Raw genomic sequence first — 14,358 nt, 5'->3', positions numbered from 1 at the left:
CGACAACTGCCGGCTCCCCCTGGGATGCGGGAGCCGGCAGCGTGCGTGCGGAGATCAGTCCATGTCGAACGAGCCGCTCTCGACGGAGTTGGACCACGCACCGCCGGTGCCGGCGCCCGCGCTCAGTTCCTCGAAGTAGGCCGCGGTGATGTCGTGGTCGAACCCGTGGTCGGAGTCGACGTCGCCGTCGTGACCGTCCTCGTGGTGCGCGTCGTCGTGCTCGTGGACGCCGTGGTGATCGTGGGCGCCGTCGCTGACGTACGTGTTCTGCTCGGACGAGTTGCCGATGGTGGTGTCGTTGTGGATGCCGTTGACCACGTAGGTCACCTGCGTGTCCTCGGACTCGCTGTGCACGACGTCGACGTCATCCGAATGGTGGTACCAGTCCGGCCCTGGCGAGAACCCGTCGTCCTTGACGACCGTCGTGTCCTCGGACGAGTTGCCGACCGTGCTGTCGTTGTAGATCCCGTTGACCACGTAGGTCACCTGCGTGTCCTCGGACTCGCTGTGCACGACGTCGACGTCATCCGAATGGTGGTACCAGTCCGGGCCAGGCGAGAACCCGTCGTCCTTGACGACCGTCGTGTCCTCGGACGTGTTGCCGATGTCGGTGTTGTTGTGGATGCCGTTGACCACGTGGGTCACCTGGGTGTCCTCGGACTCACTGTGCACGACGTCCGCGTGTTCCGACACGTGCCAGTCGGGTCCGTGCGACACCCCGTCGACGTCGGCCATGATCGCGGTGTCCGCGGTCTCGTTCTCCGTCGCGACCGCACCCGGCTGCGCCTGCTCGGTCACCACTGCCTCGTCCGCCTCCCCCGCGGACGCGGTCAGCGGTGCGATCACCATGGCGATCGGCACGGCAAGGGCCGCGTAAAACGCACGACGGCCAGCCAATTCGGGCATTGCTGTCTCCTTACGAAGTGATCGATGAACGATCTAGGACGTCTTCGCACGTTACTGCCGAATGCCCGAAAAAGAATTGCGGGGAATACCAAAGTTGTGCGCGTTCACCCTTTCACGTCTCCTGGCACCACAGCGTGATCACGTCACTCGTGGTCCCGGTCCTGTAATGTGAAAAACCACTCTCGACCGGGCGAAAAAGTCGTCAGCGTGCGGCTCGGAGCTTGCGTACGACGACCGCGAGAACGCCCGCACGCTGGACGTAGCCGTAGGTGCTGGAGTCCTCGCTGCGGAGGTTGTCCCCGCGTACCACCACGTGACCGGCGGGCACGAACGGCGTCCGGTCTCTGACCCAGTCCGGCGTCGGGTCGCCGGGCAGCGCGACCAGCCGCTTCACCCGGTAGGGCGGTGCGCCCGGCGGGTTGGTCGGCGGCGCGAAGACGATCGCGTGACCGCGGCGCAGCAGCGGGACCCTGGCCGCGAGCAGCACGTCGCCGTCGGTGTAGGTCGGCCGCATGCTGTTGCCGCGTACCGTGACCACGACGAGGAGCCCGCGTGCGACGGCGGCCACGAGCGCCGCCGCCACCAGTGTCCTCATCGGACGGCGAGCCGGCCGAGTCCGGCGCGGGCGCGGGCCGCTTCGACGATCACGCCGTCGCGGACGCGCAGCAGCGTCGGAAAGCCTTCCTGGCCGAAGGCGGCGGACACGGTGGACTCCCACGGCACCACGGCGACCTCGGCGATCGCGGAGAGCCGGGTGGCCAGGTCCGTGGTCGGCTCGGTCTCGCCGCTGTCGACGAGTGCGACGAACCGTTCCGCGGGCGGGTCGTCGAGCAGGTCCGTGACGACCGCGGTGCACGGCGAGCACCCCGCGGCGAAGAAGCCGACCAGCACGTCGCCCGTCGCGAGGTCCCCGGTGTCCAGCGTGCTGCCGTCGAGACGTTCGAGGGAGAACGGTCCGACGGGGGTGCCGGGCGCCGGTAGACCGTCGTCGTGCGGGACGCCGGTCCGGTTCTGCAGGTCGCGGACGCGGCGGATGAGCGCGAACGTCAGCAGCAGGTGGCCCGCGGTCACCACGGCGAGCAGGACCAGCGCCACGGTCAGCACGATCATGGGTTTTCCCTTCTGGGTACGGCATTCGCCGGTTCGGAGAACAGGTAGGCGAGCTCGTCCCAGTGGACGGCGACGAGCCCGCAGACGGCACCCGTGACCACCGCGACGAGCGCGGCGCCGTCGAGCCGAGGGTGTCCGCCCGCCGCGAGTCCACAGGCGACGGTCAGCAACAGGACTCCGTTGCGCACCAGGTGGCCGCGGCCGAACACCGCGCCCCGTGCACCGAAGCAGCGGCAGCGGACCCGGCGACCGGCGCGCACCACTCCGGCGATGCCGACGAGGAACGTGGCGAACAGCACGGCCGCGAGGCTCAGTGTCGCCACCTCCGCGGCGGCGGAGCGGGTTCCCAGTGCCACCACCGCGAGAAGGGCGGTGACGCACTCGGCGCCCGCCACGACGACCGCGACCGGGCGCACGGGGAGACGGCGGGTGGGCAACATGGCTCCGGTGGTGGTGACGAACTCCGTCCACGCGGCACGGTCGCGCAGCTTGCCGAACGCCGCGAAACCGAACACGACCGCGACCAGGGCCACACAGCCCGTGCCGATCGGTGCCGTGGTCATCGCAGTCGTCATCGCAGTCATCACCGTCATCGCACGCCTCCCACCCGCCGCGTCGTCAGCAGCCCGAGTACCGCTGGCAGATCCCGTTGCAGTCGAACCGGTAGCCGCGGGCCGAACAGCACTTCCACGCCACGTCGACACACGCGCCGGCGTGCACGGCGGGCAGCACCTTCCGCAGCAGCCGGTCCCCCGCCTTCGTCAGCAGTGCCTTCATCCGTAACTCCCTTCCGTTGTTTCCTGATAACCACGTGCCTGTGTCGAGAACAGGCGCGCGTAGGTGCCGCCGGCGAGCATGAGCGTGTCGTGGTCGCCTTCCTCGGTGATCACGCCGTCGTCGAGCACCACGATGTGGTCGGCCTCGCGGACAGAACCGAGGCGGTGCGAGATCAGCAGGGACGTGCGGCCGCGGCGGAAGTCCCGCAACGTGCGGTGGATCTCGTGTTCGGCGTCCGCGTCGAGGCTCGCGCTTGGCTCGTCGAGGATGAGGAGGTCGGCGTCGGCGCGCATGAGCGACCGCGCGAGCGCGACCCGCTGCCACTGCCCGCCGGAGAACGTGACACCGGGTTCCCGTTCCTCCTCGAGCAGGAACGTGCGGCTGAGCAACGTGTCGTAGCCGCGGGGCAGCCGGGTGACCGCGTCGTGGATGTCGGCGCGCTCCGCACAGCGCTGGATGTGTTCGGGAGAGCCGCTCCTGCTCAGGTCACCGACCCCGATGTTCTCGCCGACGGTCAGGTCGTAGGTCATGAAGTCCTGGAACGTCGCGGCGAGCCGGGCCCGCAGTGACTCGTGGCCGAGGTCGCGCAGGTCGATCCCGTCCCAGGTGACGCGCCCGCGCTGTGGGTCGTAGAACCGGCACGCGAGCTTCACGAGGGTCGACTTGCCCGCACCGTTCACGCCGACCAGCCCGAGCGCGGTCCCCGCCCGCAGCTCGAAGCTGACGCCGCGCAACACCCACGGCGCGTCGTCGTGGTAGCGGAACCAGACGTTCTCGAAACGCAGCGCGTCGCGCAGCGGCGGCGTCCGCCGGTCGCCGTCGGTCATGTCGAGCGGCTCGCGCATGACGTCGAGGTAGCAGCGGAAGAGCTTCAGCGCGCGCGTGGCGGCGCCGACCTGGCCCACCATGTCGGACAGCGCACCCTGCACGCCCGCGACGGCCGACACGAACAACAGCACGTCACCCGGTGTCAGCTCACCACGCAGCACCCGGTGCGCGACCACGACGATCGCGACCCCGGACACCGCCGCCCCCAGCAGGCTCAACCCGGTCTGGGTGAGCGCCGTGCGCCGGGCGAGCCGCACCAGCACGTGCTGGGAGCCGTGCAGCGCGTCGAGCAGCCCGCGCCGGAAGTGACCGCCCAGACCGAAGAGCCTGACCTCCTTGGCGGCCCGGTCGTCGGTGAGCAGTGATCGGTAGAAGAAGCGGCGGCGCTGGTAGGCCGACGACGCCATGCTCGCGTCGACGTGCCGGTTGGCGAGCTTCAACTCCGCGACCAGGCCGGGCAGCGCCGCGAGGCACAGCAATCCGGCCATGAGTGGCCAGACCGCGGCGATGAACGCGAGGAAGCCCAGCATGGACACGATCGCGCGCACGACGCCCTCGACGAAGTCGACCGCCGAGTTCGGCCCGTCGGCCGCCGAGTTCTCCGCGAGCAGCAGCCGGTCCTGGAACTCCGGGTCCTCGAAGTACCGGAGCCCTCCGTACGCGCAGGTCCGCGCGAACAGGTCGCTCTCGGCGCGCAGCGTGACGGCCGCGTCGTGGCGCGCTCTGACGTAGCCGGTGAGGTGGTGGCACACGATGCCGAGGGCACCGGTCGCGGCACCGGCGACGGCGTAGAGCGTCACGGCCGCCGCGGTGCCGCCGCGGGTCAGTTCGTCGATCAGCAGCTTGCCGAACCAGGCGACGAGCGGCGCGCAGACGGCGCCCAGCACGGTGAGTCCCAGCCGGGCGAGCGCGCACCACGGATCGGCTCGCCAGCCGAGGACCAGTGCGCCCCACCCGGTCCGCACCAGATGTCGCGACTGGTCCGCGGCCGGCGAGTGGTCGACCATGTCCGTCAGCACCGCTGCGACGTGCGCCGCTTGGAGCAGTAGGCGCCCCAGATGGTGCAGTTGCCGTAGTAGTCGGTGGTCTTCCAGTACAGGTACTCGTAGATGTACCCGCCTTCGCACTTCGTCGTCCGGACCGCGCAGTAGCAGTTCCCCGCCTCCGCCGCGGCCGCGTCCACCTTCGGCAGGAACTTCGCCAGCAGCGCTTCGGCTGCCTTCGTCACCATCACGGAGTGATCCCTTCACCACTGAACGAGACGTCAGTGACGGTAGGAACCAGCTCTAACAAGCCGCTAACAGAAGTTGGTCGCCGGAACCGGGGTCAACGCACGACGATCGTCGTGGCGCCGGTGCGCGGGACGAGTTCGCCGATGACCGGGGCGCCCGAGATCTCACCGGCCAGCAGGAGGCCGCCCGAGGTCTGGGCGTCGGCGAGGAGCAGCGCCGTGTCCTCGTCCACCGCGTCGGCGTCGAGGTGCGGGCGGACCCAGTCCAGGTTGCGGTGCGACCCGCCGGGGACGTAGCCGTCGCGCAGCGCCTCGTGCGCGCCGTCGAGGTACGGCACGGCCGCCGCGTCGAGCACCGCGGTCACGCCGCTCGCCCGCGCCAGCTTGTGGAGGTGGCCGAGCAGGCCGAAGCCGGTGACGTCGGTGGCGCACGTGATGCCCGCGGCCAGGGCCGCGGCGGACGCGGTCGCGTTGAGCGTGGTCATCACGTCGATCGCCTCCTCGAACCGCTCCCCCGTCGCCTTGTGGCGGGAGTTGAGCACGCCGAGACCGAGCGGCTTGGTGATCGACAGCGGCAGCCCCGCACGGCCGGCGTCGTTGCGCAGCAGGCGGTCCGGGTGCGCCATCCCGGTGACGGCGAGGCCGTACTTCGGTTCCGGGTCGTCCACGCTGTGCCCGCCCGCGAGGTGGCAGCCCGCACGCACGCAGCTGTCCATGCCGCCGCGCAACACCTCGGCCGCCAACTCGAACGGCAACGCCTCCCTCGGCCACGCCAGCAGGTTCAGCGCGACCACCGGGGTGCCGCCCATGGCGTACACGTCGGACAACGCGTTGACGGCGGCGATCCGGCCCCAGTCGTAGGGGTCGTCCACGACCGGGGTGAAGAAGTCCGTGGTGGCGATGATGGCGCGCTCGCTGTCGATGCGCACGGCGGCCGCGTCGTCGCCGTCGTCCAGACCCACCAACAGGTCGTCGGGCGGTTGTGCCGGACGCAGGCCGCGCACCACCGCTTCCAGCTCGCCGGGCGGGATCTTGCAGGCACAGCCGCCGCCGTGTGCGTACTGGGTGAGTCGGTAGGCCATGGGCACCATCCTCGCGGTGCGTGCCACCACCCGCTCTGCGAGGATGGACACATGTCCCGGGGAGGCGCTTCCGGCCTGGTGACCGGCGCGGTCTTCAAAACCGCTGAGTGGCAGGCGCTGTCGCTGGCGGGTTCGATTCCCGTTCGCCTCCGCCGCGGGACGTGCGATGTCTGATCCCCGCAGGCTCGTCCCCCGCACCGACGTGCTGCTCGCCGAACCGCGGATCGCGCGGGCGGCACGCGCGCTGGGCCCCGTGCTCGTGAAGCACGCCGTCACCGCCGCGCAGCAGCGGGTCCGGGCAGGCGACCTCGACCCGGCCGCGGTCGTCGACCACGTGCTCGCCGAGCTGCCCGCCACCGCGTCGTCGTTGCGGCACGTGGTCAACGCGACCGGTGTCGTCGTGCACACCAACCTCGGGCGCGCGCCGCTGTCGCCGGCCGCGCTCGACGCGGTACGTGCCGCGGGCGCCACCACCGACGTGGAGTTCGACCTCGCCACCGGGCAACGGGCGCGCCGCGGCCGTGGCGCGCTCGCCGCGCTGGCGGACACCGTGCCGGACGCCGAGGCCGTGCACGTGGTCAACAACAACGCCGCCGCGCTGCTGCTGTGCGCGCTGACGTTGGCCCAGGGCAAGGAGATCGTGCTCAGCCGAGGTGAGCTGGTGGAGATCGGTGACGGGTTCCGCATCCCCGAACTGCTCACGTCGACCGGGGCGCGGCTGCGGGAGGTCGGCACCACCAACCGCACCACGGTCGCCGACTACGCCGCCGCGATCGGCCCCGAGACCGGGTTCGTGCTGAAGATCCACCCGTCGAACTTCCTGGTCACCGGCTTCACGGCGGGCGCCGCGATCGCCGACCTCGCCGGGCTGGGGGTACCGGTGATCGCCGACATCGGGTCCGGGCTGCTGCGGCCGCATCCGCTGCTGCCGGACGAACCCGACGCGACGACCGCCCTGCGCGACGGGGCCACCGCGGTGACCGCGAGCGGCGACAAGCTGCTCGGCGGCCCGCAGGCCGGGTTGCTGCTCGGTACGGCGGAGCTGGTCGAGCGACTGCGCAGGCACCCGGCGGCGCGGGCGCTGCGGGTGGACAAGCTGACGCTCGCCGCGCTGGAGGCCACTCTGCGCGGCCCGGCGCCGCCGGTGCGGCAGGCGCTGGAGGCCGACCTCGCGGCGGTGCGGGCCAGGGCCGAACGGCTCGCGGCGGACCTCCTCGGACGGGGTGTGGAGGTCGCGGTCGTGGCGTCGGTGGCGGTCGTCGGGGGCGGTGGCGCGCCGGGCGTCGAGTTGCCGAGCGCGGCGCTGAGCCTGCCCGCGAGCGTCGCCGCACGGCTGCGGGCCGCCGACCCGCCGGTCGTGGGCCGGGTCGAGCGCGGTCGCTGTCTGCTGGACCTGCGCACGGTGCCGCCGGAGGACGACGACCTGTTGCGGGCGGTGGTGGCGCGGTGCACGTGATCGCCACCGCGGGCCACGTCGACCACGGCAAGTCCACGCTCGTGCGCGCGCTGACCGGGATGGAGCCGGACCGGCTCGCCGAGGAACAGCGTCGTGGGCTGACCGTCGACCTCGGGTTCGTGTGGACGGCCGTGGACGGTGCGGTGCTCGCGTTCGTCGACGTGCCGGGGCACGAACGGTTCGTGCCCACCATGCTCGCCGGGACCGGGCCGACCGCGGCGGTGCTGTTCGTGGTGGCGGCGGACGAAGGCTGGCAGGCGCAGTCGACCGAACACCTGGCGGCGCTCGACGCGTTCGGCGTGCGGCACGGGCTGCTGGTGGTCACCAAGTCCGACCGGGCCGACTCGGCGACCGCGACCGCCCAGGCCCGCCACCACCTCGCGGGCACCGGCCTCGCCGACGTCCCGTCGGTCGCGGTCAGCGCGCGGACCGGCGCGGGGCTCCCGGAACTGCGCCGCGCGTTGCTCGACCTGACCGCCGGGCTGCCCGATCCGGACACCGACGCCGACGTGCGGCTGTGGGTGGACCGGGCGTTCACGATCCGCGGCGCGGGCACCGTCGTGACCGGCACGCTCGCCGCCGGCACGCTGCGCGTGGGCGACGAGTTGGCGCTGGGCGGACGCCGGGTGACCGTGCGCGGCCTGCAGGCGCTCGGGCAGCCGCACGACGAAGTGGCCGCCGTGGCACGGGTCGCGGTCAACCTGCGTGGCGTGGACCGGGACGAGGTCCGGCGCGGGGACGCGCTGCTGACCCCGGCCGCCTGGCGCACGACCGCCGAGGTCGACGTGCGGCTGCGTGGCGACGACGCCGCGGAGCTGCACCGCGAGCTGGTGCTGCACGTCGGCGCCGCGGCGGCGCCGTGCCGGGTCCGTCCACTTGGAACGAACACGGCGCGGCTATCCCTGCGAGCCGCGCTTCCGTTGCGCGCCGGGGACGTCGGCGTGTTGCGGGACCCGGGCGCGCACCGGATCCCGGCGGGCGTCGAGATCCTGGACCCGCTCCCACCCCGGCTCCACCGGCGCGGCGCGGCCCGGCTACGGGCGGCCGGCCTGGCCGACCCGGCCGCCGCCCACCTCCGCGCGCACGGCGCGGTCCGCGCGGCCGACCTCCGCGTGCTCGGCTGGTCGCCGACCGGTGTCCCGTGCGGCGAGTGGCTGGTCGACGCGGACCTGCACGAGGACCTGCCGCGCCGGCTCGTGGCGCGCCACACCGCGTGGGCGGCGGCGCACCCGGTGGCGGCGGGCATGCCGATCGAGGCGCTGCGCAACGAACTCGACGTGCCGGAGCCGGTGCTGCTGGCCGCGCTCGCCACCACGAACCTGTCCGTCCACAACGGACTGATCGGGCGGGGCGACCGGAGTTCGTTGCCGGACAAGGTGTCCCGGGCCGTCGCCGAGCTGGAACGCCGGCTCGCCGACGCGCCGTTCACCGCACCGGAGTCCGCCGACCTCGCCGCGCTCGGTCTCGGTCCTCGCGAGCTGGCGGCCGCCGAACGGGCGGGCAGGCTCGTGCGGCTCACCGGCTCCGTCGTCGTCACCACGGACGCACCGGCCCGCGCCGCGAAGGTGCTCGCGACGCTGCCGACGCCGTTCACGGTGAGCGACGCCCGCCGCGCGCTCGGCACCACCCGCCGGGTTGCCGTGCCACTGCTGGAAAAGCTGGACGCCGACGGCGTCACCCGCCGCCACGACGACGGCACCCGCACCCTGCGCTGACGTTCACTCCTCGGCGAGCCGATGCCGCTGCGGGACGACCACGTACTTCGGGTCCTTCGTGGACGCCACCCCGGCCTCGAACACCCCGAACCGCTGCAACGCGCTTCCCGCGAGCAGCGCGAGGCCCGACGCGACCGCACCGAGCCTGCTGCGCCGCGCGACGGTCACCGCGCCGACGGCCCCCGCCACCGTCAGCCGCTCCGCCCACGTACGCAGCCGGTGGGCGCGGCCGGTCGTGTACGCCTCGCCGACGAACCCCAGCGTCCGGTCGACCTGCTTGGCCGCCACCACCTCCGCGGCCGCGCCCAGCACACCGAGCGCACGGGCTGGCCCCGCCTCCGCGACCGGCGCGCACACCATGCCCAGTCCGGCGCCGCTCGCGGCAGCCGACCCGGCGAACACGAACGGCAGCCGCCGGTGCGCCTCGTGCCACGCGGGCACCGCGGTGTGGGACAGCAGGACCGCCGTGTACGAGGCCACCCCGGGAGCGATGGCCGCCGCCGACAGCCCCGCCGGACGGGCGGCCCTGCGCAGCACCCGGCCCGGCCACGTCCGGCGCAGCCGTGCGGGCAGCAGCTCGGCCACCCCGGCGAGCCCGGCGCCGGGGCCGTAGGCGACGAGGAGCCACGTGCCCACGCTCATCGGTGAGGTCGGTTTCGCGACCCGCAGCATGTTCAGGAACCGTTCCGGGCGACCCAGGTCGGCGACGAGGAGGTACGTGCTCGCGCCCAGAGCACCCAGCGCGCCGACGCGGCCCGCGCGGCGCAGCGACGGCCGTCCGGTCAGGTCGGCGCCCGCGCCGAGCACCGCGGCACCCGCGGAGAGCCCGCCGGTGAACAGGTAGGCCGGGATCATCCACTCCCACACGGGCGGTTTGAGCACCGGCCGGTCGTAGTAGGTGCGGAACTCCGCCGCCGGCACCACGGGCTGCTCGCGGGCGCCGTCCGCGCCGCGGCGGGAGAACACCCGCGCCCGCTTGTCGGCCGCACCGGTGTCGCTGGGCGCCTCGCGGTGCCCGATCCCCCGCCTCATCCCCTGCCCCTTCCGAGGAACGCCGACACCCCCGCGGCGAGGAACGCGGCGGCCGCCACGGCCGCGTGCCGCCACATCGACCCGGCGTCGCGGGTCGGCACCACCGGGTCCGGCGGCAGCCCGTACACCTCGGGATCGTCGAGCAGCAGGAAGAACGCGCCGTCGCCGCCGACCCCGTCGTCCGGGTCCGCGCCGTACAGGCGGGCCTCACCCACGCCGTCCGCGGTGAGCTGCTCGACCCGCGCCCGCGCCCGTTCGCGCAGCTCGTCGAGCGGGCCGAACTGGATGGAGTCGGTGGGGCAGGCCTTGGCGCACGCGGGTTCGAGCCCGTCCCCGAGCCGGTCGTAGCAGAGCGTGCACTTCCAGGCCCTGCCGTCGTCCTCGCGCCGGTCGATCACGCCGTACGGGCAGGCGGAGACGCAGTAGCCGCAGCCGTTGCAGATGTCCTCCTGGACCACGACCGACCCGAACTCGGTGCGGAACAGCGCACCGGTCGGGCACACGTCCAGACACCCGGCGTGGGTGCAGTGCTTGCACACGTCCGAGCTCATCAACCAGCGGAAGTCGGTGCGGCCCTCCTCCTCCGTGCCCGCGCCGGGCAGGTCGAACGACGGGAACCCGAGGTCGACGGACTCCGTGCCCGGCCGTCCCGGCTGCTCGACGAACGCGACGTGCCGCCACGAGTTCGCGCCCAGCGCTCCGGTGTTGTCGAACGACATGCCGAGCAGGTCGAACCCGTCGGGATCCCCCGCGGGCACCCCGTTCCACTCCTTGCAGGCCACCTCGCAGGCCTTGCAGCCGATGCACACGGACGTGTCGGTGAAGAAGCCGACGCGCTCGGGGTGGTCGGTGTGGCCCGCGTCGGCCGCCGGGTCGGCGAGCGGCCCGGACCAGCTGTTCCCGCGCGTCATGTCCGCTCCTCCCTGTGGTGGACCGTGTGCTCGACGCTCGACGCCGTCGCGACGCGCGTGCCGGTCTCCCGCGTGACGCCCGCCCGCCGCCGGTAGTCGTCGAGGTAGGCGAGCAGCGCGGGGCCGGTCGGTCTGCGCCCCGGCCGCACGTCGCAGGTCAGCACCTTGCTCTCCTGGATGAGGACGTTCGGGTCGGTGAACACGCCGATCAGGTCGTTGACCACGTCACCGCGGACGAGCCCGGCGGGCCCGAAGTGGTAGGGCATCCACACCTGGTGCACGACGCGGCCGGCGAGCCGCAGCGGCACCATCCGGTCGGTGACGACCACACGCGCGTCCACCGCGGCCCTGCTGGTGACCACGTGCGCCCAGCCCAGGTGTTCGAGTCGCCGTTCCTCGGCCAGCGCCGGGGAGACCTCGACGAACAGCTCCGGCTGCAGCTCGGCCAGGTACGGCAGCTGCCTGCTCATCCCGCCCGCCGTGTGGTGCTCGGTCAGCCTGGCCGCCGTGAACACGTACGGGAACACGTCCGTGTGCGCTTCCGGCGGGGACGGGTTCGCCGGGTTGTCCGGCCTGCCGTACACCTTCCGCACCGGGTTGCCCTGCTGGCCGTACAGGCGGTTGCGCACCGGTGACTCGTGCGGCTCGTAGTGGGTCGGCAGCGGGCCGTCCACGAGGCCGCTCGACGCGAACAGCCATGCCTTGCCGTCGGCCTGCATGACGAACGGGTCGTCGCCGTGCAACGCGGCCGGGCCGACCGCGCCCTCGGGCGGGCGGTAGTCCGGCGGCTTCGTCTTCTCGAAGTCCGGTACGTCGTAGCCGGTCCACTCGCCGCGCTCGGCGTCCCACCACACGAGCTTCTTCCGCTCGCTCCACGGTCGCCCCTCGGGGTCGGCGGACGCGCGGTTGTAGAGCACGCGCCGGTTCGCGGGCCACGTCCAGCCCCACTCCGGCTCGTAGGGCCCCTGTTCGTGGTGGGGCTTGCGGCGGGCGGCCTGGTTCACCTCGTCGGCGTACACCCCGGTGTAGATCCAGCAGCCACCGGCGGTGCTGCCGTCCGCCTTCAGCTCGGTGTAGGCACCCAGCGTCCGGCCGGTCGTCAGGTCCAGGCCGTTGATGCGGCGCAGCACGTCCTGCGCCGAGGGCTCGTCGCCGTCCATCACGTAGTCCCACGCGAGGTCGAGCAGCGGCCGGTCCCGCTCGTCGGCCGACCCGGCCAGCCGCTCCTTGAGCAGCCGGCCGAGGTGGTAGAAGAACCACAGCTCCGAGCGCTGGTCGCCGCGTGGTTCGACGGCCTTGTCGCGCCACTGCAGCATCCGCTGGGTCTGGGTGAACGTGCCCGCCTTCTCCACGTGCGCGGCCGCCGGGAAGAAGAACACCTCGGTGCGGCAGGTCTCCGGCGTGATCTCGCCGGTCTCGGCCTCGGGCGAGTCCTTCCAGAACGTGGCGCTCTCGATCATGGCGAGGTCCCGCACCACCAGCCAGTCCAGGTTGGCCATGCCGCGGCGCTGCAGCCGCCCGTGCGCCGACCCGACGGCGGGGTTCTGGCCGAGGAGGAAGTAGCCGAAGACCGTGCCGTCGACCATGTCCATGGCCGTCCGGTAGGTGCCGTGGTCGCCGCTGATCCTCGGCAGGTGGTCGAAGCAGAAGTCGTTGTCCCGGGTGGCGTTGCCGCCGAAGTACTCCTTCATCAACGACACGAAGTAGGCGTCGGCGTCGTACCAGAAGCCTTTCTGGCAGGTGCCCTGGATGCTCTCCAGGTAGTGGGCCAGCGACTCGTGCGAGGTGTCGGGCATCGGCAGGTAGCCGGGCAGCAGGTTGAACAGCGTCGGGATGTCCGTCGAGCCCTGGATGTTCGCGTGCCCGCGCAACGCGTACAGCCCCCCGCCGGGGCGGCCGATGTTGCCGAGCAGCAGCTGGATGATCGCGCCCGCCCGGATGTTCTGCGGGCCGGTGGTGTGCTGGGTCCAGCCGACGCTGTAGATCAGCGCCGTGGTCCGCTCACGGCCCGAGTTCGACGTCCACGCCTCGCACACCCGCAGGAACCGCTCTTCCGGCACACCGCAGACCTCCGCGACGACCTCCGGTGTGTACCGGGCGAAGTGCCGCTTCAGGATCTGGAAGACGCAGCGCGGGTGCGTCAGCGTCGGGTCGTTCGCGATCTCGGCGGCGCCGGTCTCCAGCACCGGGCCGCCGGAGCCGTGCTGGTAGGGCGCGGACTGTTCCTTCGCGCGGGAACCGTCGGACCGCGCGGGCGCCACGCTCTCGTAGTGCCAGCTCGCGGTGTCGTACGACCCGCTCTCCGGGTCGTACCCGCTGAACAGGCCGTCGAGGTCCTCGGTGTCGGCGAACCGCTCGTCCACCAGGAACGACGCGTTCGTGTACGCGGTGACGTACTCCCGGAAGTACCGGTCGCCGTCCAGGATGTACTTGATCACCCCGCCCAGGAACGCGATGTCCGTGCCCGCGCGCAGGGGGACGTGCAGGTCGGCGAGCGCGCTCGTGCGGGTGAACCGCGGGTCGACGTGGATGACCTCGGCGCCGCGGGCCTTGGCCTCCATCACCCACTGGAACCCGACCGGGTGCGCCTCGGCCATGTTCGACCCCATGATCACGACACAGTCGGAGTTCGCGAGGTCCTGCTGGTAGTCCGTCGCGCCACCGCGACCGAAGGAGGCTCCCAGACCGGGAACCGTGGCGGAGTGTCAAATGCGGGCCTGGTTCTCGATCTGCACCGCGCCCATCGCCGTGAAGAGCTTCTTGATCAGGTAGTTCTCTTCGTTGTCCAGCGTGGCGCCGCCCAGCCCGGCGATGCCCATGGTGCGGCGCAGCGCGTTGCCGTGCTCGTCGTGGTCCTGCCAACCCCTGCGGCGGGCGTCGAGCACCCGGTCGGCCACCATCTCCATGGCGGTGCCCAGGTCGATCCGCTGCCAGTCCGTCGCGTACGGCGCGCGGTAGAGGACGTGTTCCTCCCGCTGCGGCCCGGTGACGAGCTGCTTGCTCGCCGAGCCCTTCGGGCACAGCCGCCCACGGGACACCGGCGAGTCCGGGTTGCCCTCGATCTGCACGACCCGCTCGTCCCGGACGTACACCTTCTGCGCGCACCCGACGGCGCAGTACGGGCAGACCGACCCGGTCACGCGGTCGGCACCGGCGGTCCGGGCGGTGCGTGCCGAGGTCGCCGCGGACATCGCGGCGGACCCGCGCCCGAGCCGGTCGGCGCCGGTCAGCTGCCGGTAGACCGGCCACGACCGGATCCACTCCGCGACACCCATCCCGGCTCCTCCGCACACGGACTCCGTGCTCGGGC

At 72.6% G+C, this 14,358-nt stretch carries 13 protein-coding genes and 1 tRNA gene; 3 read left to right on the top strand and 11 right to left on the bottom strand.

Going from position 1 to position 14,358, the window contains the following annotated elements; all coding sequences use genetic code 11:
* Positions 1 to 54: 54 nt before the first annotated feature.
* The 8 genes from ACIBVP_RS05630 to selD form a co-directional block, all read right to left on the bottom strand.
* Complete coding sequence (locus ACIBVP_RS05630; RefSeq protein ID WP_396104759.1) at positions 55 to 906, bottom strand: hypothetical protein; 852 nt, start codon at positions 904 to 906, stop codon at positions 55 to 57.
* Between the two features lie 202 nt (positions 907 to 1,108).
* Positions 1,109 to 1,501 carry a S26 family signal peptidase gene (locus tag ACIBVP_RS05625; RefSeq protein ID WP_396104758.1) on the bottom strand — a complete coding sequence of 131 codons (393 nt, stop codon included), beginning with the start codon at positions 1,499 to 1,501 and terminating at the stop codon, positions 1,109 to 1,111.
* Positions 1,498 to 2,016 (bottom strand): TlpA family protein disulfide reductase, encoded by a 519-nt coding sequence (locus ACIBVP_RS05620; RefSeq protein ID WP_396104757.1) that lies wholly within the window; start codon positions 2,014 to 2,016, stop codon positions 1,498 to 1,500. Before ACIBVP_RS05620 ends, ACIBVP_RS05625 begins: the two co-directional genes overlap by 4 nt.
* The gene (locus tag ACIBVP_RS05615; RefSeq protein ID WP_396104756.1) at positions 2,013 to 2,609 is read right to left on the bottom strand and encodes a MauE/DoxX family redox-associated membrane protein; all 597 of its coding nucleotides are present in this window, start codon (positions 2,607 to 2,609) and stop codon (positions 2,013 to 2,015) included. Before ACIBVP_RS05615 ends, ACIBVP_RS05620 begins: the two co-directional genes overlap by 4 nt.
* Positions 2,610 to 2,634: 25 nt before the next feature.
* Positions 2,635 to 2,793 (bottom strand): hypothetical protein, encoded by a 159-nt coding sequence (locus tag ACIBVP_RS05610; protein WP_396104755.1) that lies wholly within the window; start codon positions 2,791 to 2,793, stop codon positions 2,635 to 2,637.
* Positions 2,790 to 4,628: an ABC transporter ATP-binding protein gene (locus tag ACIBVP_RS05605; RefSeq protein ID WP_396104754.1), complete on the bottom strand. Its 1,839-nt coding sequence runs from the start codon at positions 4,626 to 4,628 to the stop codon at positions 2,790 to 2,792. The genes ACIBVP_RS05610 and ACIBVP_RS05605 overlap by 4 nt, the downstream gene beginning before the upstream one ends.
* A 5-nt stretch (positions 4,629 to 4,633) precedes the next feature.
* Positions 4,634 to 4,852 carry a hypothetical protein gene (locus tag ACIBVP_RS05600; RefSeq protein ID WP_396104753.1) on the bottom strand — a complete coding sequence of 73 codons (219 nt, stop codon included), beginning with the start codon at positions 4,850 to 4,852 and terminating at the stop codon, positions 4,634 to 4,636.
* A gap of 95 nt (positions 4,853 to 4,947) precedes the next feature.
* A complete protein-coding gene (selD, locus tag ACIBVP_RS05595) occupies positions 4,948 to 5,934 on the bottom strand; it encodes a selenide, water dikinase SelD (RefSeq protein ID WP_396104752.1) in 987 nt (328 codons plus the stop codon).
* A 60-nt stretch (positions 5,935 to 5,994) separates the two neighbouring features.
* Between selD and ACIBVP_RS05590 the strand changes: the two genes are divergently transcribed.
* The 3 genes from ACIBVP_RS05590 to selB all read left to right on the top strand — a co-directional run bounded on the left by ACIBVP_RS05590 (position 5,995) and on the right by selB (position 9,105).
* A tRNA-Sec gene (locus tag ACIBVP_RS05590) sits at positions 5,995 to 6,086 on the top strand.
* A 14-nt stretch (positions 6,087 to 6,100) separates the two neighbouring features.
* A complete protein-coding gene (selA, locus tag ACIBVP_RS05585) occupies positions 6,101 to 7,390 on the top strand; it encodes an L-seryl-tRNA(Sec) selenium transferase (protein WP_396104751.1) in 1,290 nt (429 codons plus the stop codon).
* The gene (gene selB, locus ACIBVP_RS05580) at positions 7,381 to 9,105 is read left to right on the top strand and encodes a selenocysteine-specific translation elongation factor (protein ID WP_396104750.1); all 1,725 of its coding nucleotides are present in this window, start codon (positions 7,381 to 7,383) and stop codon (positions 9,103 to 9,105) included. The genes selA and selB overlap by 10 nt, the downstream gene beginning before the upstream one ends.
* Before the next feature lie 3 nt (positions 9,106 to 9,108).
* Here selB and nrfD read toward each other — a convergent pair whose 3' ends face one another.
* Genes nrfD through fdh form a run of 3 tightly spaced genes read right to left on the bottom strand, consistent with a single transcriptional unit; the run spans position 9,109 to position 14,323 of the window.
* Positions 9,109 to 10,137 (bottom strand): NrfD/PsrC family molybdoenzyme membrane anchor subunit, encoded by a 1,029-nt coding sequence (gene nrfD / locus ACIBVP_RS05575; protein WP_396104749.1) that lies wholly within the window; start codon positions 10,135 to 10,137, stop codon positions 9,109 to 9,111.
* On the bottom strand, positions 10,134 to 11,048 hold the full coding sequence (locus ACIBVP_RS05570) for a 4Fe-4S dicluster domain-containing protein (protein ID WP_396104748.1): 915 nt from the start codon (positions 11,046 to 11,048) through the stop codon (positions 10,134 to 10,136). Before ACIBVP_RS05570 ends, nrfD begins: the two co-directional genes overlap by 4 nt.
* Entirely contained in the window at positions 11,045 to 14,323 is a 3,279-nt protein-coding gene (fdh, locus tag ACIBVP_RS05565; RefSeq protein ID WP_396104747.1) for a formate dehydrogenase, read from the bottom strand. The genes ACIBVP_RS05570 and fdh overlap by 4 nt, the downstream gene beginning before the upstream one ends.
* Positions 14,324 to 14,358: the final 35 nt, after the last annotated feature.

It is taken from the genome of Actinophytocola sp. NPDC049390 (assembly GCF_044466355.1).
Classification (GTDB): Bacteria; Actinomycetota; Actinomycetes; order Mycobacteriales; family Pseudonocardiaceae; genus Actinophytocola.
The sequence above is the reverse complement of the archived record's forward strand: the minus strand, read 5'-3'. Positions and strand labels throughout refer to the sequence as shown.